The sequence below is a fragment of the Flavicella sp. IMCC45668 genome (genome assembly GCF_057219105.1).
The window spans coordinates 1536461-1557278 of the sequence record NZ_CM170114.1 but is presented as its reverse complement, the minus strand read 5'-3'; the positions used below and the strand labels follow the sequence as shown (position 1 = coordinate 1557278).

At 34.6% G+C, this 20818-nt stretch carries 10 protein-coding genes; all 10 read left to right on the top strand.

Annotated elements, in window-relative coordinates:
* Window positions 1–30 precede the first annotated feature (30 nt).
* Entirely contained in the window at window positions 31–2073 is a 2043-nt protein-coding gene (locus tag AC2DZ0_RS06710; protein ID WP_484644504.1) for a hypothetical protein, read from the top strand.
* Between the two features lie 176 nt (window positions 2074–2249).
* Window positions 2250–3923 (top strand): sulfatase family protein, encoded by a 1674-nt coding sequence (locus AC2DZ0_RS06705; protein WP_484644503.1) that lies wholly within the window; start codon window positions 2250–2252, stop codon window positions 3921–3923.
* Between the two features lie 210 nt (window positions 3924–4133).
* Complete coding sequence (locus AC2DZ0_RS06700; RefSeq protein WP_484644501.1) at window positions 4134–6614, top strand: glycoside hydrolase family 2 TIM barrel-domain containing protein; 2481 nt, start codon at window positions 4134–4136, stop codon at window positions 6612–6614.
* A 12-nt stretch (window positions 6615–6626) separates the two neighbouring features.
* Window positions 6627–8189: an alpha-L-fucosidase gene (locus tag AC2DZ0_RS06695; RefSeq protein ID WP_484644499.1), complete on the top strand. Its 1563-nt coding sequence runs from the start codon at window positions 6627–6629 to the stop codon at window positions 8187–8189.
* Between the two features lie 66 nt (window positions 8190–8255).
* On the top strand, window positions 8256–9944 hold the full coding sequence (locus AC2DZ0_RS06690) for a sulfatase-like hydrolase/transferase (RefSeq protein ID WP_484644498.1): 1689 nt from the start codon (window positions 8256–8258) through the stop codon (window positions 9942–9944).
* A gap of 95 nt (window positions 9945–10039) precedes the next feature.
* Entirely contained in the window at window positions 10040–11731 is a 1692-nt protein-coding gene (locus AC2DZ0_RS06685; RefSeq protein WP_484644497.1) for a sulfatase-like hydrolase/transferase, read from the top strand.
* 3 nt (window positions 11732–11734) lie between these two features.
* Window positions 11735–13597 (top strand): sulfatase-like hydrolase/transferase, encoded by a 1863-nt coding sequence (locus AC2DZ0_RS06680; RefSeq protein WP_484644495.1) that lies wholly within the window; start codon window positions 11735–11737, stop codon window positions 13595–13597.
* 432 nt (window positions 13598–14029) lie between these two features.
* A complete protein-coding gene (locus AC2DZ0_RS06675) occupies window positions 14030–15637 on the top strand; it encodes a helix-turn-helix transcriptional regulator (RefSeq protein ID WP_484644493.1) in 1608 nt (535 codons plus the stop codon).
* 255 nt (window positions 15638–15892) lie between these two features.
* Window positions 15893–19000, top strand: a complete 3108-nt coding sequence (locus tag AC2DZ0_RS06670; RefSeq protein WP_484644492.1) for a SusC/RagA family TonB-linked outer membrane protein — start codon at window positions 15893–15895, stop codon at window positions 18998–19000.
* A gap of 15 nt (window positions 19001–19015) precedes the next feature.
* A complete protein-coding gene (locus AC2DZ0_RS06665; protein ID WP_484644491.1) occupies window positions 19016–20812 on the top strand; it encodes a RagB/SusD family nutrient uptake outer membrane protein in 1797 nt (598 codons plus the stop codon).
* Window positions 20813–20818: the final 6 nt, after the last annotated feature.

Genomic DNA, 20818 nt, shown 5'->3' with positions numbered 1-20818 from the left:
ACTTATTAGTTAAAACTAAAATATTGAAAAATGAAAACAATTAAAATATTAATTAAATCATTTCTACTGCTGCTACTTTTAGTGGGATGTTTAGGAAATGAATGGGAACAACCAGAAGATTTTACCGATTTGGTGTTTACTACAACAAATGGTAGTACCGCAGATCAAGGAGAGGTGAATAATTATTTGTCTTTTATGGACTTATCTGCAGGTGCAACAGCGCATTATTGGGAGATTCCGGATAACTGTTATTTTCTAAGGGGACCAATTCCTGCTAATTTGCCAAATCATGATGAATATATCATAAATGCAGGAGATACAATCAGTACGGATAAAACAGTTCATGTATTGTTTAAAAAAGGAGATTCAAATACCATCATTAAACTGCGTAATGAGTTTGCAGATTCTACTTCTTTTATATATCCAGGACTATGGGATCCTACAGGAGGAAATAGTGGAACAGGTGGTTTTATAAATGATACCATCAGAACAATTAGGATTGGAGATAAATGGATTGCAGAGGTTGAGTTATTAGTAGATGTGTATGATACCATCCGTCCTGAAATGGAAATGAGAGATATCAATGGTGTTGATATTGATTTTGAAGCTATTGATACAATCACTGTGGATTTTGGCGATAAACTGATATTTGATGATAGAAGTGCCTTGTTGGAAGATAATAATTCTCGTCCCGAACAAACCGTATGGAGAGTTTTTACGATTGAAGAAAATGAAGAGGATGAAGAAACAATTTTTAATAGTAGTACAACTTATGACCCTTTAGAGTTGGTGCCTGGTGGAGCTCATGAAGGACGTAACATTGACACCATTACTTTTAATAAAGCCATAGGAGCTTTCAGAGGAAGATTAACGGTGAGACGTGAAAGAACTGAAACCTTGAATGCTGCAAATGCAGTTTACGAAATGCCAGTTATTTTTAAAGTAAATCCTTCTGATGCGATTTTTGAAGTATCAAATATCGTAGAACAAGATGATGATATAATTAGAGTATTGTTAAATGATAATTTAGCTGAATTTTCAGAAAATATTGGAGACCATTTTAGTGTTTCTGTGAACGGTGTTGATAGACCTGTTTTTTCAGTGTATAGACATGAAACGAATAATAAGGCGTTAGAGGTAAGGTTAGATACGCCGTTAGATCCGTCAGAAGTGGGAATGGCATTTATGTCTTATGATGGAGCTTCTGAATTTGTTGTTACATTGGATGAAAGACCTTTGCAAGGGTTTACAGATGAAGAAATTGATGTGTATGTGCCAACACCTGTAATGCAGATTGGGGATATTATAGAAACATCGGATGATTTAATTGCTATAGCATTTGATCAAGATATTGATCCGGCAAGTATAGCAGGATCGTCCAATCCAACTGCTGGTTTCGAAGTGATGCTAAATGGAGTCCCATTTCCTATTGATGCAATAGCTGTAAATACAGAGTTTCCAAATGTATTGGGGTTAGATATGAGTGATTCTATGTATCAGGATGACGTGATTACAGTTAGTTTTACAGGTCCGAGTGATATTCGTTCCGTTGGAAACGGTTCCCTAACAGATTTTGCGGCCATAACTATTGTGCCTTATTTTGATCAACAATTAACTGACTCTGGGTTTGAAGGAACTTTTGGTGACTATTGGGTAGAAGGCGCAAGTGGAGCTGGTGCGACAGTTGGATTTTCAACAGAGCAAGCTAATGGAGGTACTCAAAGTGCAAAACTTACCACAGAGAAACCTAGATTAGAGTCAGGTTCAGATGTAACCTATGAAAATGGGTCAACTTATGTGGTTAGTTATTATAGGTATATTGTTCCAGGTGCTACACTTGATGCGGTTCATGGAGACAAAATATGGCTTAATAAAGCTGTAGGTTCTACAGCGGTAACTCCTAGATGGGATACTGCAACGGCAGGTATCTGGGAGCATATTGTAGTTGAGAAGGAAATTACAGCCGATTATTTCAATGTTGGTATACGAATTCAACCTGTTCCTACTAGCGGATCAGTGTTTACAGTGTATTATGACGATTTTGAAATTTACAAGAAAGATGTAAGACCTTAGTAAAGAAAAATTGAGATAAAGAAAGCCTATAAATGAGAATTTATAGGCTTTTTTTTCGTTCGTCAAGTTATAATCTAGTACATCTGGCAGTTTATTCCTAAGAAAGAGACATATGTTGCGTTCGTCCTTATAGATAAATTGCATTTTTACCATCTAATATTTAAACTAAAAATAAAATGACTTCTAAAATTGTTATTGCTTCTTTAGGGATTCTTTCGTTGTTTTCATGTGCTAAGACACCTTCGAAAATAGAACAAAAGAAACCCAACATTATTTACATCATGTCAGATGATCATACAACCCAAGGGTTTGGGATTTATGGCAGTAGACTGGCAAAATTGAATCCAACTCCGACATTAGACCAAATAGCGAAAGAAGGAATTATATTTGACAATTGTTTTGTGAATAATTCTATTTGTACTCCAAGTAGAGCTGCAATTTTATCGGGTCAACATAGTCAAGCAAATGGTGTGTTAGATCTTGAGGGAAAATTGCCAAAAGAGCATCAGTATTTACCTATTGAAATGAAGAAATTAGGGTATCAAACTGCAATGATTGGGAAATGGCATTTGAAAGTAGAACCTAATTTTGATTATTATAATGTATTTACCAAGCATGGGCAACAAGGTTCTTATTTTGATCCGTATTTAACTGAAACAGGGATGCATTTTACGGAAGAAAAGGACCTTGCTTATGAAGGTAAAATGTACAAAGGGCATAGTTCAGATATCGTAACTGATATTTCTTTGGATTGGTTAAAGAATAAAAGAGATAAAAACAAACCCTTTATTTTGTTTCATCAATACAAAGCACCTCATGATGATTTTGAATTTGCACCTAGATATAAAGATTATTTAGCAGATGTTGAGATTCCTGAGCCTGCAAGTTTGTATGATAATGCAAATAATGGTTCTATTGCGACGCGTGGTGAAAATGGAGAATTATTATCTGTAGTGGGGTCTTCTGTTTCGAAAAGAAATACAATTCGAAATATGGGAATGCGTATGTGGAGTGATTGTTATAGTAAAAAGAATAATCCAGATTTTGATCGTCACCAAGCAGATGAGTTGGAAGGTGATGCTTATACTCATGCAACTTACCAAGAATACTTAAAACGTTATTTACGTTGCGTGAAAGGAGTAGATGATAACGTAGCTCGTTTAATTTCCTATTTAAAAGAAGAAGGCTTGTATGATAATACAATTATTGTGTATACTGGAGATCAAGGGTTTATGTTAGGTGAGCATGATTATATTGATAAAAGATGGATGTATGACGAAGCAATGCGTATGCCCTTTTTTGTAAGGTATCCTGAAAAAATAAAAGCAGGTTTAAGAACGGATGCTATCATTAATAATACAGATTTTGCACCAACGTTGATTGAAATGGCTGGAGGTACTCCACCAAAAGAAATGCAAGGTCATAGTTTCAAACATATTTTAGAAACAGGAGAGGAGCCAAAAGGATGGCAGCAATCTACCTATTACAGGTATTGGATGCACATGGCTCATGCACATGCAAATCCTGCTCATTTTGGTATCAGAACTAAGCAATATAAGTTGATCTTCTTTTATGGGAAGTATTGGGTTGATACTGATAATCCTGATGCAGAATGGAATAAAAAAAGTTGGGGAAATCGATTTACACTTCATACCCCAGCGGCTTGGGAATTTTATGACTTGACAAAAGATCCTAAAGAAATGAATAACGCCTATGCTGATCCAGCTTACAAAGATGTTATTGCCAATTTGAAAGAGCAGCTAGTAGCAAAACGTAAAGAGTTGAATGAAGAGGATGGTGCTAAATATCCTCATATTCAAAAAGTGATTGATGCACACTGGAATGATTAAGGTTATTAAATTAAATAGAACAAATGGTCACTTTATAAGTGGCCATTATTTTTGTAAAGCCTATTTGTAAAGGGAGAATAGGGCTGTATATAGACAAAATGTAGATAATAAATGTTTTAAAAAGCCATTCGTTCTAATCTCTTAGACATTTGAACAAGGCGAATATATACGCCTCTTTTAAATTTGTAGCTATACTGAAATAGATTAAAAATGAAAATTAAATTCCATAGGCTAAAACTCGTGTTGCTACAGGTAGTGACTTTTTGTATTACTTCTATTTGCTTTGTTTCTTGCGCGGATAAATTAGATGAACCCAAAGAAATTCCTTTTAACAAAGGGTGGAAGTTTTCTAAAGGTGATGTGAAGGGAGCAACAGAAGTTGCTTTTGATGACACTTCTTGGGAAAATGTCACAGTTCCACACGATATGAGTATAAAGGGTGAGTTTTCAAAGAAGAACCCTTCCTTTTCTAGAGGAGGATGGTTGCCTACGGGTAAGTGTATGTATAGAAAAAGCTTTGTTGTCAATGCTAATAAAAATTCGCAGAAAGTATTTGTCTATTTTGATGGAGCTTATCGTAATTCTGTGGTCTATATAAATGGCGTTAAAGTCGGGTATCGTCCATTGGGATATATTGGTTTTGAATACGACTTAACACCCTATATCAATTTTGGAGGAGAAAATGTTATCGCGGTAACACTTGATAATTCTGAGCAACCTGGCCACAGATGGTATTCAGGGACTGGATTGTATAGAGATGTTACCTTAAAAATAACGAATAGAACATATATTCCAAATTGGAGTTTGTATGTAACAACACCCAAGATAACTGATGAGCTAGCAATAGTAAATACAGATTTTGAAATAAAAAATGAATCTGGGATTTCAGAAGAAATTAAAGCGGTTGTATCAGTTTTAAAAGATGATAAGAAAGTTACTGTTAAGGAGCAAATCGTTGCCATTGAAGCTTCTCAGAAAACAAAGGTTCAGATCCAACTTGAGGTGGTCAATCCTAAATTATGGTCACCGAGTGCTCCTAATTTATATGATGTGAAAGTTCAATTGTATAAAGGTGGACAATTGATAGGTGAAGAGCATACTAGAACCGGAATTAGAACTTTGGGTTATGATAAAGACAAAGGGTTTTCTATCAACGGAGTCAGAACTAAATTGAAAGGAGTTTGTTTACATCACGCAGGTGGACCTTTAGGCTCTGCAATTTATAGAAGGACTATTGAACGTCAGTTAGAAGTTTTACGAGAAATGGGATGTAATGCAGTAAGGACCTCACACAATCCGTTTTCAACTGAGTTTTTGGATATCTGTGATGAGATGGGATTCATGGTGATGAATGAAATGTTTGATGAATGGGAAGTAGTTAAAAATCCTGCAACAGTTCAAAATGGTAAGAAAACACGTATTCCGGTAAAATATTATGCTGAGATTTTTAAGGAATGGGCAGATAAAGATTTAACGGATTTTGTGTTGAGAGATAGAAATCATCCTTCTGTTGTTATATGGAGTATTGGTAATGAAATAGACCAGATGAAAAGAGATGAAGGTATTCCTATTGCAAATAGATTGATTAAAATTGTACATGGGCTAGATTATCGCCCAGTTACAAATGGATTGATTGGTTATGGATGGGATGCTTGGCCAAGTGAAGGAGCGGCGGCTACAAGTGACATTAGAGGATATAATTATATAAAAGAAAATGGTCTTATTAGAGAGGATCGCATTGCTCCAGATGCCATGGGGATCGTTACAGAATGTGCTTCTGCACAATCTTATTATCCAAGAGGAACCTACTTGTATGGCGATCAAAAAAAGGCTTGGTGGGATAAATTAGGTTATGAGTTTGATGATGCCTATGAATGGGTAGAAAAAAGACAGCTTTTAGGAGAAAGAGGAATGGATGCCTGGAGAGATATTAAGAATAGAGATAATATCATGGGGCAATTTATATGGACTGGTTGGGACTATTTAGGTGAAGTAATTCCTTTTGGATGGCCGGCAAGATCCTCGTCATTTGCTCCAATAGATTTATGTGGATTTCCTAAAGATGGCTATTATTTTTATCAATCTCAATGGACATCTAAACCGATGGTTCATATTTTTCCTCATTGGAATTTAGATGGTATGGAAGGCAAGGAAGTGACTGTTTATGCTTATACAAATGCGGAGGAAGTAGAGTTGTTTCAGGATGGGAAATCTCTTGGAATTCAAAAAAATGATACGAACGGTGTAGAATATCAATCATGGAAAGTAATATATACACCAGGTTCTCTTCATGCGGTTGCTCGTAATTCAGGGAAAAAAGTAGCAGAGAAAACCATCCACACTGCTGGCAAGGCAAATAAAATTGAAGTCTTCGTTCGAAAAACTACGTTAGATGCAAATGGAAGAGATTTGGCTTATATAGAATGCACCATTCTTGATAAAGATGGAAATGTAGTTCCAAAAGCAGATAATACCATTGAGTTTTTAATTAATGGAGAAGCTACCTTAATCGCAACTGGAAATGGAGATAACATGAATCATACTTCTTTTCAGTCATCAAAAAGAAAAGCATTTAATGGAAAATGCCTAGGAATTATAAAAACAACGGAGAAACCGGGTGCTATTGAAGTGAAAGTGATTTCCAAAGGATTAAAAACAGCGGTACAACAGTTAAAATCGATAAATAAATAAAAAATATTAAATATGATAAAGTTTAATAAAACCTTAATGGCTATTGCTGTAACGGCATCATTTTGTTTTCAGAATGAAGTGGTTGCACAGAAAAAGAAAAAATACAAAGAAAACTGGGAGTCTTTATCTCAAGTAAATCAAGCACCAGAGTGGTTTCAGGATGCTAAATTTGGAATTTATACACATTACGGACCAGTTTCTTCTGCTTTTGTGGGAGCTGACCCGACAAAGTGGTATGCTGGTTGGCATGGAATGAAGATGTACGTAGATGGTAAAATTGTACCTTCTAAAAACGGGAAGCCTTCTACGAATTATACGCATCATGTTCAGAAATATGGACCTGTTGCGGAGCATGGATACAAGCAAATTATAGAAGAGTTTGATCCTTCAGCTTTTGATGCAAAAGAGTGGGCGGAGTTGTTTAAGATTTCTGGGGCTAAATTTGCCGGACCTGTTGCTATGCATCATGATAATTTTGCAATGTGGGATGCCAAATCTACAAGATGGAATTCTATGAATTATGGAGGTTATGATCCTTCAGCTGAATTGAAAAAAGAAATAGAATCTAGAGGTATGAAATTCATGGGGTCTTTTCATCATGCTTTTACATGGCAGTATTTTGCGGGCTCTCATAAACATGGAGGAATTGATCCTGAAGATTATGATTTGTATACCAATCCACATCCATTAGATTCAGATACACCTGATAAGGATTTTAATGATGCATGGTGGGCTAAGTTAAAGGAATTTATTGATGTGTATGAACCAGATGTATTATGGTTTGATTGGTGGTTAGAAAACTTAGATGAAGAATTACGTCAAAAGTTTTTGGCTTATTATTATAATAAGGGATTGAAATGGGGTAAGGAAGTTGTTGTTTGTTATAAAGAAACTACATTTCCAGAAGAAACAGCAGTGAAAGATTTTGAAAGAGGTCGTCCAAATCAACCAAAAGAGCAAGTATGGTTAACGGATACTTCTCCAGGAGCATGGTTTTATAGACCGAATGCGAAATTTACAACATCGAATGAGTTGGTGGATATTTTAGTTGATATTGTTTCAAAAAATGGTCTTATGTTGTTGAATGTGCCACCAAATCCAGATGCGTCGATACCTCAAGAAATGAAAGATCTTTTGGTCGATATGGGAGATTGGCTTGCTGTAAATGGAGATGCTATCTACGGTACCCGTCCTTGGACTGTTTTTGGAGAGGGGCCTACAAGATTACCTGAAGGAGGACATAAAGTTGAAAAACATAAAATTGCATATACGAATCAGGATATTCGTTTCACGAAAAAAGGAGATAAGGAGTTTTATGCTATTGTAATGGATACACCACAGGAGGAGATTGTCATTAAAACATTATCTACGGATATTGGTGTTTTAAACTCTAAAATTGAATCTGTGGAATTGTTGGGAAGTACGGAGAAATTACAGTGGACTAGAGATTCAAGAGGATTGGTAATCCAGTCTCCTAAAAAGTTAAGTTCGAAATTTGCTCATTCTTTTAAAATCAAGATGGAAGGATATAAAGAAACTGCCATTGGAGGAGCTGTGGATGCACATGTAGATTAATTAGAAAAATACGACCCGCAACTTTAACTTATTGGAAAAATTGCGGGTTTTTTATACCCAATAATTATGAGAGAAATAGTTTTTAAGTCGTTGATTATTAGTTTTTTGTTTGTTTTTTGTGTTGTGAATGCTCAGAAAAAAAAGATGCCTAATATTATCGTTGTTTTGGCTGATGATATTAGCGCTCGAGAACTTCCGATTTATAAATCGGATACCTGGAGTCCACCTAATGGTGGTAACACGCAAGATGTAAAGTTTCGTGCAACTACTCCTATAATAGATCAATTAGCAAAAGATGGTGTCTATATAAAAACAGCATGGGCAGCTGTTGTTTGTTCTCCAAGTAGAGCAATGATGATGACAGGAAGGTATGCACATTTACACAAGTGGTGGGGAAACAAAAATATTGGTAAATATTCTTCTCCTGAAGGAAAATTGGAATCTTATCCTTTGTATGCAAGTTCAGAATATACTATTGGTCATGTCGCTAAGGCTGCTGGTTATGCCACCTTTTGGTCTGGTAAAACACAAATGAGAAATAAAAGATTAGAGTTGTTCGGTTTTGATGAAGGAGTTTTTACACCAGGAGAGTCTAGTTTGGCTATGGAAAATCCATATACTGATTTTCGAGTACAAACGAAGAAAGTGGAAGGAAAAAAAGTTCAACTCAACAATAATACAGGAAATAAAGTAGCGACATATGATCAATCAAGCTGGTATTGGAAGCCTCATGTAATGCTAATGAATCATCCCACAGCAAAGGAACAATTTGAATGGTGGCCAAATACTAATAAGTCCAAAAAGAACTACGGGTTATCGACTTATGGTCCGGATGTAGAATTGGATTTTATTCTTGATTTTATGGAGAGAAAAACTAAAAATGAAGAACCCTTTTTTGTGTATCACACCTCACACCTCGGACATGATGCTTATGACTTTCTAAACCCAACAGAAAAAAACAAATGGCCAGGAACACCAAAGGTAGAGTGGAAGAATGGAAAATATAAGAGAATGACACCAAAAATAACAGGTAAAAATGGAGTATTTGACAAACATGGTACTGTAACAGAATCGGGGATTCATAATCATATTAATTATTTAGATTATCAATTGTCTCTTTATTTAAAAAAGTTAAAAGATCTAAAGATAGAGGACAATACCATATTGATATTTTGTGCGGATAATGGTACAAGTGGTTATGGAAAAAATAGTCCTGACCTTCAAAAAGGGACGCATGTGCCATTTATAGTGTACGCTCCTGGAATGAATTTTACTAAAAAAGGAGAGCAAGATGTGTTGTTTAATTTGTCAGATGTATTACCTACCATAGCCGATATTGGTGGTGTTTCGTTACCAGAGGATTACGAAATTAATGGAGAATCTTTTTGGCCATTTTTAACAACGAACAAAAAAGAACATAGGTCTTGGGTGTATGGTTATAAGGATAATATGCAGATAATAAGAGGATCAAATTTGATGAAGGATGGAAGAAATAGATGGTATGATGTAAGTGAGACACCAAACGATTTGATAAGTTATAGGGAAATAAAAAAATGGCAAAACGAATCTTCAGGTCTAAAATCAGAAAAAGAAAAACTAGAGTCCGTATTACCAAGATTCAATACGTTCGATATTGCTAAAAACGGTCCGTTAACAGAAAAAGACAAAAAAAAGTTGAAAAAGTTAGAAGATTTGAAGAGAGAAAAACAGAAATCTTTAAAAGCAAATAAGAAATTGAAGAATAAGCATAAGTAATAATTTTAAAAAAAACTGTAATTATAAATTACAGTTTTTTTTAGTTTAAGGGTAACGGAAACGTTTCCGAAGTGTAGTTGATAAAGAGAATTAGTATGATGAAAAAAAGTGTTTTGTGGTTAGTTTTAATTTCATTTAGTGTTTTGGGCCAGATGAAAGAAAAACCAAATATTATTGTAGTGTTGGCAGATGACATTAGTGCCAGAGAGTTTCCAATTTATAAATCTGATACATGGAGTAAACCCGAAGGAGGAGATACTCAGGATAAAAAATATAGAGCTTTTACCCCAGTATTAGATAAAATGGCAGAAGAAGGAATATATTTTAAATCTGCTTGGGCGGATGTTGTATGTTCTCCTAGTAGAGCGATGATGATGACAGGAAGGTATGCGCATTTACATAAATGGTGGGGGAACCATAGCTTAGGTCAGTATACAAGTAAAGAAGGGAAGATGGAGGTGATTCCGTTTTATGAAACATCACCTTTGGAGATTGGTCACGTTGCCCAAAAAGCAGGGTACGCAACGATGTGGTCTGGTAAAACCCAAATGCGAAGTGGAGACTTAGGATTACATGGTTTTGATGAAGGTGTTTTTACTCCCGGAGAATCTAGTTTAAAAATGAAAAATCCTTACTCTGATTTTGTAATTGAAGTTCAAAAATTGAATGGAAAAAGAATGGATGTGAATCTTGATACGGGGTTGAAAGCGGAGAATACATGGGCACAGCCAAGCTGGTACTTTAAACCTTATGTACTGTTGATGAATCATCCATCCACGTCAGAAAAATATGAATGGTGGCCAAATACGAAGGCTTCAAAGAAAAATTATGGAGCTCATACTTATGGGCCAGATATAGAGTTGGAGTTTATTTTTGATTTTATGGAGAGAAAAGTGGAAGCAAAGAAGCCGTTCTTTGTGTATCATACGACTCATTTGGGTCATAATGCATTTGATTTTTTGCATCCAACAACAAAACTAAAATGGCCAGGTACACCAAAGCTTAAATGGAAAAAAAATAAGTATATTAGAACAACTCCAAAAGTGACCGGAGACAAAGGGGTTTACGATACACATGGGACCATAACGGACCTGGGGATGCACCATCATGTAAATTATTTAGACTATCAAATGTGGTTGTATTTGAAAAAATTAAAGAAACTAGATGTTTTAGATAATACGATTATAATTTTTTGTGCAGATAATGGATCTGGTTATTATGGGAAAAATAGTCCTGTAAGTCAAAAAGGAACTCATGTTCCGTTTATTGTATATGGGCCAGGTTTAAAATTTACTAAAAAAGGAGCTCAAGATGCTTTAGTGAGTTTAGCAGATGTATTACCTACAATCGCTGAAATTGGCGGGTTCAAATTTCCTAAGGACTATGAGGTAAATGGTGAAAGTTTAGTACCTTACTTAACTACTAAACAATTACAGCATAGAGCTTATTTATATGCTTACAAGGCAAATTTACAATTGATACGAGGAGAACATCTTTTAAAAGATGGAAATAATAATTGGTATGATGTTGGTGAAATTCCTTCTGATTTAATAAGTTTTCCTAAAATCACAGATTGGAATCAGGTGAGTCCCGAGCTGAGAGCAGAAAAAGACCGGTTGGTAAGAATACTTCCTAAATTTGATAAATTTGATTCTGCTCAACATGGTGAATTATCGGATAAACATAAAAAAATATTAGATGATGCAGAAAAGTTAAAACTAGAAAAAAAACGTGCAAAAAAGAACAAGCATTTAAAGGGTAAGAAAAACAACAATTCTAATAAGTAAAAAATGAATAAAAATTATCAACATTTCTTATGCATAGTGGTCATGGTGATTTGTGTAGGGGTTTATAAAACAGCGGCACAAAATAAGACAAAACCTAATATTCTGTGGATTGTTACAGATGATCAAAGAATGGATTCTAATGGATATTTTAATGAAATTACAACAGGAAAAAAAAATAGTCCATTGGGGTATGTAGAATCTCCAAATTTAGATGCCCTTGCGAAAGAAGGTACCGTTTTTACAAATTTTTATTGTAATTCACCTGCGTGTGCTCCATCAAGAGGAAGTATTATAACAGGGAAATACCCGCATCATTCGGGGATTTATGGATTCGAAAAAACACATAATCAAACCGATTTTTTCAATAAAACAATGCCTCAAGTGATGGCAGATAATGGTTATCAAACGGCAATGTTTGGTAAAAAGGGGTATTATATTTTTAATTGGACACCAAAAGCTGTTAGAGGAGAAACCAATTTTTACCAGCAGTATGTTTCAAGTACTGAATTGAGAAAAAATAAAAATACAACAGATTGGGATAACAGTACGGAGTGGGGGCAGGTTAATGGCAAGTATAAGAAACTTGGTTCTCGTGTAAATTTTTATTATCCGAATGGCACTCATAAATCTTTTCCAAGGGGTGAAAAACTAACAAAGAATGATAAAAAAAATAAAAGAGAAATCGAGAAGGAATTAGATATTTTATATGCTTACACTCGTAGTAATCCAGAACTTATTATAGGTGGAGTCAATTCTATGCCAGGTGATAAGACTTTAGATGGAAATATTACTAGAGAATTTTTAGATTATTTGAATAATAAAAATCAATTGTATGAGTCGCCTGTGGGTAAATCAATGAAGGGGGCAGATTCTAATACTCCTGTATTTGTAAGCTTGAGTTATCATTTTCCTCATACACCTGTAATGCCACCCAAGGAGTTTAGAGATCGCTTTAAGGGAAAGATTTATGAAATTCCGGAATTTGATAAGAGGGAAGTCTCAAAGTTACCTGCTCAGTTGAAAAAAATATATGATAAGATGAAAATTGATGATCTTACCTATGATGAAAAGCAACAGGCAATTAGAGACTATTATGCTTTTTGCGCTTATGGCGATGATCAAATAGGAAAATCTATTAAAGCTTTTAAAGAATACTCGAAAGCGAATGAAAGGGAGTATTTGATATTTTATGTTTGTGGAGATCATGGATGGCAATTGGGAGAGCAAGGGATTGAAGCTAAATTTTCGCCATGGGAACTGTCAAACCATACCACGGCAATTGTAGTTTCTTCAGAAAGTGAAAAATTTAAAGCAGGTGATGTATATACTGGTTTTACAGAATATGTTGATATCATGCCAACTGTAATTGCTGCTGGTGGAACAGATCTTTCAATGGAAGAATATGATTTTTTAGATGGTTATGATTTGGCAGAGGTGTTAAAAAATAAAAATCTAAAGAGGGACTATGTTCTAGGCGAGTTTAATCATGTTGCAGGACCAAGAGCATTTATCAGAACTAAGAATTTTTCATTTTCTATGAGAAATAGAGAGAGTAATGCAAAGGCGAGTAATAAACAAAAACCGAACGTAAATGTTATGTGGGGAATCAAAGCCCCTAGAAAGGATGTAGAAATGGCTTTGTATGATTTAAGAATAGATCCCAAAGAAAGGAACAATGTTGCTAATGATAAAGAGTATATCAAATTAGCAGATTGGTTTAGAAAAAAATTAGGAAATATTACCTTAGGTGACGGAAGGATAGAGAGTAATTGGACTAAGCAAAATGAATACCATAAATCAGAATTTGCATTAGGGGCGGATGATAAGAAAATAAATATCCCCAAAAAAATCATCCCTAAATTATAAAAAAAAACAAAGCCCTTTCTAACCACAGAAAGGGCTTTTTTTAGTTCCTATAGATTTTCTAATTATGTACTAATTTAATTTGAAATTCTTCATTGCCTACTTCTATACGAACTGCTGAACAATATTTAACCTAAAACTAGCAAGCAATATAATATAATATCAATTAATTTTCTTATTTGCGTCAGAAAATCAGCTGTTATAATTACGCACAAATTTAATTTCTTAATGGGGGAAATATGCGTTTTTAGACTTGATTAGAACTCGTGTTAAAAATTAAATATTCCGACATAAACTAGACAATATTCCAAAATGTATTTTAAGGTGCTGTTTTTGAGTGTTTTGAGTTTTATTTTTGTGTCTATGTTTTGTTGCTAGTTTTTTTTGATAACAAAACAATCTTTGTATTTTTGAAAGAGATGTTAATTTTGAATTATGAAGAAAGAGTTATTTTTTATCTTGTTTTTGAGTCTTACAAGTTTTTCAGTGATAAGTCAGTCGTTAAAAAACAAAGATAAATTTTTTGATAAAGCTGTTGCGTTAAGAACTTCTAAAATGGACAGCACTGGTTTTTATTACGATAAAAGTTACAACTATCAATTAGAGCAAAAGGATACATTAGGAATGATAAAGGCGGTATTTGCGAATGCCTATTATCACAAACATATTTCTGATTATAGTAGTGCTTATGATTATTGTTGGACTGGTTTACGTTTGGCTGAATCAGTGAACAATATGGTGTGGGCTGCACGTATTCGTCAAGAATTGGCAGTGCTTTACAATATATATGGAAAAAAGGAAACTGCGTTAGAACATTTAGATTTCGCAAGGAATATAATGGTTCAAGCTTATAAAGAGAAAAAGGTACCTTTTAATAGTGTGAAATCTATTTATCATGCTTATTTCAATGTATATAGAAGTTCAGGTAGAATTGATATGGCTGAGAAATATCTTGATAGCAGTTATGCAATGTATAAAGCTATTTATCCGAATAAAAAAGATTATTTTTTAGAAGTAGAAAAAGGAAGTTTACTTCTTAAAAAGAAGAAATATGCAGAAGCTATTGAAACATTTATTGAGATTGATGTTTTAAAAAACCAGTACAATGAGAGATATAGTGTTATTTCTACTCATTTATTGGGTCGCGCGCTTGAAGAATCAGGCAGATATGCGGAAAGTTCAAACAGTTATTTAACCTCCTTAAAGTTGATAGAAGATTATAATAGTCATCATAACTATAAGAGTTTGAATTATATAAGATTGTCGATTTTGGCTCTAAAACAAAAAAAGTTTGAAAAAGCATATCAGTATTTAGCAAAATCTAGTAAATTAGATAAGCAAGATTATGGAGCGAATTTTGAAAAAAATGCTCAGTTCTTGAATATTAAGGATGAGTATAGGATTGAAAAGGAAAAACAACTTTTAAAATCCAAAGAAGATGAATTAATGATTTTGCAGCAAGAATCTAGCATCAATAAGTTAAAACAGTTAGTTTTAATTGTTAGCTTGGTTTTTATATTGTTAAGTGCTTTTTTAATTATTAAGGGGATTCGCTTTAAACATAAAGCTGAGAAAAAAGCGCTAAAAGATAAGCAAAGGATTGAACTAGATGCTAAAAATAGTATTCTAGAAGTTAAAAACAAGGAACTTACACTTTCTGCTTTGCAATTAATAGAGAAAGAAGAGTTTGTTTCTGAGATTGCTTCAGAACTAAAGCTATCCAATGATAAAGTGGATGTTCAGAAATTAAAGAATAAGGTAAAGACAATTCAGCGTGATCCTAATAATAATTGGGCAGAGTTTGAAGCAAGGTTTGTCGCTATAAATCAGGATTTTTATAAAAACTTAAAAGCAGAATTCCCTGATTTAGGGCCTACAGATTTGAAAGTTTGTGCTTTGCTGAAATTGAATTTTTCGAGCAAAAAAATGGCAACCTTGTTAGGAATTTCAGTTGAGAGCTCTCATTCATCAAGACATAGGGTAAGGAAGAAATTAGGTTTGGATAGGAACGTGAATTTAGTTGATTTTATAAATAAATTCTAAGAGAAACAAAGACTTTTTATAAAAGGCACCTGTCAACTAATTTGACAGGTGCCTTTTTGCTTTTTGTGAGTTTTGATTTGTTCAGATTTAATTGGAATCCTAACTTTTAAAGGGGGTGAAAACGGAGAGTGTTGAGTTTGTGTTTAGTTTTTAGACGGTTGTTTTTGTCTATATCAAGTATTCATCAAGTCTAGTTTTTCAGATCTATGGAAAGAAATTATTTGATTTGTATATCTAATTTAAACCAGAATAATTATGAAATTAAATTTTAGAAAGAAGAGTATAACCAAACCTAAAATTAGGTTTCTTCTTTTAGGCATTCTCTTGCTAACGTGTTGCTTTGATATACAAGCGCAAACACAAATTGTAAAAGGAACTGTTTCAAGTGAAGGGGAACCTCTTCCTGGAGTGGGGATTGTCGTAAAAGGAACTTCAAGAGGGGCAACATCAGATTTTGATGGAAATTTTGAATTGAAAGCATCCGATGGAGAAATCATTGTATTTAGCTATATGGGTTTTGTTACTCAAGAGGTAAAGGCAACAACTGCTAAAGCATTAAATGTTGTTTTAAAGCAAGATGTATCTACCTTAGAAGAGGTGGTAGTAGTTGGGTATGGTACTCAAAAGAAAAAAGAGATTACAGGGGCGGTTGTAAAAGTTGAAGCAGCTGCGATTGAGGTTTCTGCAACGGCCGATGTTGCATCAGCCTTACAAGGACAAATTGCAGGGGTAAATGTTCAAGCGAGTTCAGGAGATCCAGGAGCTGAAGCTAATATTGTTATTCGTGGAATTTCTTCCGTATATGGTAGTAATACACCTTTGTATGTTGTAGATGGTATACCATATGAAGGAGATCCTAAGTTGAGTGTTGAAGAGATTGAAAGTATAGATGTTTTGAAAGATGATGCTTCCGCTGCAATTTATGGTACTAGGGGAGCTGCTGGAGTTATTTTGATTACCACAAAAAAAGGAGAGGAAGGAACAATGAAAATGTCCTTCAGTACTTATTATGGAGTTCAGAGTATTACATCTGGAGTACCATTGTTAAACAATCAAGACAGATTGTATGTTGATTTTTTAAGTTCTACTGCATTGCAAGGAAAGACCTATGGTAATACTTGGACAAGAATGGAAACAGGTCCGCATCAAATGACAAACAACACGAATTTATTCGATTTGGTTGAAAATAATTATGCTCCAATCAAAAATCATAGTATTCGAGTTTCAGGTGGTCAAAATGGATTAGTTTATAGTTTTACGGGAAATTATTTTGATCAAGAGGGTGTTATCATTAAATCAGGATACAAAAGATTGAACTTAAGACAAAATACTCAGTTTAAGAAAGGTAAATGGAATATTTCCACTGTAGCAGGGTTTAGAACAGAGGATAGAAAGCATGCTCCTTGGGGATTGATATTAGATGCTAATAGTTATAATGCATCACAGCCTGAATTGTCATTAGATTCAAATAATTTAGATGATGCAGGATCAACAAGCGGAAGTGAAGCTGAAAATTTAACTTTTTTGGGTAGAAAGTTAATTCAAGAAGATGATTCTGAAACGAATACTTTTGATGCAAATTTAAGAGTTGCTTATAACTTTACGAAAGACTTTAAATTTACGGCAAGGGTTGGTGTGCTGTATGCAAATAGCACAAGAATTACAATAAACCCTAAATATGTTGCTTACGATTTTGAAGGAGAAGAGGTTCCAACTGAAAGATCTAAAATCCGAAATACTGCTGGAAGAAGAAAAAATTATTCTTTAGAAAATATTATAAACTATAATAAAAGGTTGGGAAAGCATCAGTTTAAGTTGTTGGGAGTTTATTCTAGAGAGTCTTTCTTTTCGGCTCAATTTTACGGAGAAAAGCTGGATATAGCAGATAATAATATAACCGTTTTGAATGGTGCTACCGATCCAAATGCGAATGCAGGTTCGGGAACCGGTCAATGGAATCAGGATAAAACAAATACTTTGGTGGGTTATTTAGGTCGTTTCCAATATAATTACGACGGAAAGTATTTATTAAGTGCTAGTGTAAGACGTGATGGATCTTCAAGATTTCAGAAAGAACACTGGGGAACGTTTCCTTCAGTATCTGTTGGTTGGAATGTGGCTGAAGAGAATTTTTGGGCACCAGTTAAGAGATCAATCAACTCTTTTAAGTTAAGAGCTAGTAGGGGAACTACAGGAAATCAAGGTATAGCTGATTATACATATTCGGGAGCTTTACATTTAGATCAAGATTATGTGTTTGGTACGGGAGGTACAGAAGCATATACTCCTGGAATTATTCAGCGAGCGTACGCAAATGCGGATGTAAAATGGGAAACTTCTACTTCAACTAATATCGGGTTTGATATGAGTTTTTTCAGAAATGCACTACAAATAACAGGAGACTTTTATAAAGCAGATAAAAGAGATATGTTGTTCCCTACTGTGTTGCCTCCTTCTCAAGGTGTTGGTACTGGACAGTTTTCTCAGTTAGTTTCTAATGTTGGAGATATGGTGAATAAAGGTACAGAGTTAGCTGTTAATTATACTCATAGAGGTAAAATGACAATTAAAACTGGCTTGACTTATACTAGAAATACCAATGTTGTAACTAGAATGAGTCCAACGAATCCGGAAATGCCGTTGGCAAATAGTCAGGTGTCAACTGTTGGTCAAGGTGAGGATTTAGTTTCTTTTCTAAAAGAAGGGTATGTTGCTGGAGCATTCTTTTTGATCAAAACGGATGGGATTGTGCAACCGGAGGATTTAGAAGATTACAGGAAGATTCAACCAACAGCTCAAGCTGGAGATTTAAAATACGTTGATTTTAATAATGATGGTGTTTTAGATGTAAATGATAGACAGTTTGCAGGAAGTGGTACTCCGGATTATGAAATTGGTTGGAATTTTAATGCAAATTACAAGCATTTTGATTTCTCAATGCAATGGTACGGATCTTTTGGAGCGGAAATTTTAAATGGTTCGAAAGCGTATACTTATAAAAAATCGAATCATAGAGATTTGATTTACCAATGGAGTCCTCAAAATCCAACTTCTACAATTCCTGTGAATAGAGGAGATTCTCACGAAAACTACAGGGGGCAAACAGATTTCTGGTTAGAGGATGGTTCTTTCGTTCGTTTGAGAAATATTACAGTAGGATACACGATTCCAAAAAATGTATTAAAGGAGTCAGGTATCAACAGATTACGTGTGTATACATCGGCTCAAAACCCAATTACCATTACAAAATATACGGGTTATGACCCAGAAGTAGGGAATAATGGTTTAAGTACAAGAGGTATTGATAGAGGTACATACCCAGTGAGCTCCATTCTTAGACTTGGAGTACAATTAGACTTTTAATCTAAAAAGAAAGACATGAAAAAAATTAATATAGATATAAAAATAAAGGAGCGTTTTTCATCATCATTGAAAAGAATAGGGCTTGTCAGTTTTTCGATTTTGGCAATTGGACTGGGTAGCTGTAACGATGAAGACTTTTTGGACCAAACTAATCCTAACAACATTTCAACTGATTTGTTTTGGCAGAATTTGGGGCATTTAGAAGCAGGTTTAGTTGGAGTTTATAATACATTCAAAAGCACGGGGATGGTAAGCCTTGTGGACGAATTGAATAGAAGTGATCTTGCTTATGCAGGTTCTTGGAGAGCGCGTCCAACAATGGTCAATACATCTTATTTACAAACTTTTAATAATACCTCGAGGCCAGCTATCGAGAAATGGACAGATGGATATGAAGGGGTTTTTAGAGCAAATCAGGTAATAGAGGCAGCATCAAATTTGATGTCTACTCTATCTGTTCAAGATAAAGTAAGAGCAGTAGAAATTATGGGAGAAGCTAGGTTGCTTCGTGGTTTCTTTTACTACCAACTTTACAATTCTTATAATGAAGGTAAGATTCCTTTAGTAACCAGTGTTACAACTGCTAGAGAAGATTTTTTAAAGCCTCCTAGTTCTGCTGATGAAGTAAGAGCATTTTATCTTGGGGATTTTGAATATGCCGCTTCTGTTTTACCAATTAGTTGGGAAGGTGAGAATATTGGACGGGTTACCGCGGGCGCGGCAGTAGCGTTAATGGGAAACACTTATTTACATAATTCAGAATATGCTAAGGCAGCTGAAAAGTACATTAGTGTTATAGAAGACTTTGGATATGATTTAATGCCAAATATTGGAAGTAATTTTACTACAATGGATGAGTTTAATCAAGAGTCTATATTAGAAGCATCTTATTCTGTAGATTATAGAATGTCGGAAGTTGGGTTTTCTGAGAAGTTAGTATCTAGTTCTTTGGCTTGGAGTTTTTCTCCAAACTGGTTGGCTACAATTCCTTCGAATTGGTTGACTGTTTTGTATAAAAACGAAGTGTTGGATTTCTCGGATGATGCAAATAGAGTAGAAGGTGGAGGATTTAGAACATATAGCTTAAGAACTTCTGCATCCGTTGCTTTAGTTGATGATGTTGATTCCCAATGGTATGGTAAAATGCCTGGTGTTACAGGGCCTTTTAATCAGGGAAATACGAGTTATTGGAGAAAACATACGAACTGGGATATCGTGGAAGCTGAAAAAGATATATATCCGTCAACGCCAAGATCAGGAGTGAATGAAAGATATATTCGCCTTGCGGGTGTAATGCTGAATTATGCTGAGTGTATGGTAGAACTAGGTAACTTACCAGAAGCGATGAAGTATGTAAATAGAGTTCGTCGTAGATCAGCTGTACAATTAATTGGACTTAGCGCAGAAGATACAGAATATGGCTCGAATGATCATGATGAACTTATTTATTCACAAGAAATGCTAAGAGAGCATATCAGACATGTAGAAAAGCCCCTAGAATTAGGAGGTGAAGGATTAGGAGAGCGAAATATGGATCTAAGAAGATGGGGAATTAAAAAACAAAGATTTGAGGAATTGTCTGCTAGAAGATACGATGCTTTACATTACCAAGTTCAGTTAGAAAATGGTAATTTCACTACTCGATGGGCTAGCCAATTGGTGGAGGTAGCTGTTGATGATCCAAATGTTGATCCTAATTTTATAGAATTTCAAGAAGGAGCTGCAAATTACGTAGAAGAAGCTCATGCATATTGGCCAATACCAAATGTAGAAGTGATAACCAATCCATATATTGGCGTTGAAACGGAATAGTTAAAA

Coding starts and splice junctions, on each gene's coding strand:
- AC2DZ0_RS06710 (WP_484644504.1), top strand. CDS start 31: ATGAAAACAATTAAAATATTAATTAAATCATTTCTACTGCTGCTACTT.
- AC2DZ0_RS06705 (WP_484644503.1), top strand. CDS start 2,250: ATGACTTCTAAAATTGTTATTGCTTCTTTAGGGATTCTTTCGTTGTTT.
- AC2DZ0_RS06700 (WP_484644501.1), top strand. CDS start 4,134: ATGAAAATTAAATTCCATAGGCTAAAACTCGTGTTGCTACAGGTAGTG.
- AC2DZ0_RS06695 (WP_484644499.1), top strand. CDS start 6,627: ATGATAAAGTTTAATAAAACCTTAATGGCTATTGCTGTAACGGCATCA.
- AC2DZ0_RS06690 (WP_484644498.1), top strand. CDS start 8,256: ATGAGAGAAATAGTTTTTAAGTCGTTGATTATTAGTTTTTTGTTTGTT.
- AC2DZ0_RS06685 (WP_484644497.1), top strand. CDS start 10,040: ATGATGAAAAAAAGTGTTTTGTGGTTAGTTTTAATTTCATTTAGTGTT.
- AC2DZ0_RS06680 (WP_484644495.1), top strand. CDS start 11,735: ATGAATAAAAATTATCAACATTTCTTATGCATAGTGGTCATGGTGATT.
- AC2DZ0_RS06675 (WP_484644493.1), top strand. CDS start 14,030: ATGAAGAAAGAGTTATTTTTTATCTTGTTTTTGAGTCTTACAAGTTTT.
- AC2DZ0_RS06670 (WP_484644492.1), top strand. CDS start 15,893: ATGAAATTAAATTTTAGAAAGAAGAGTATAACCAAACCTAAAATTAGG.
- AC2DZ0_RS06665 (WP_484644491.1), top strand. CDS start 19,016: ATGAAAAAAATTAATATAGATATAAAAATAAAGGAGCGTTTTTCATCA.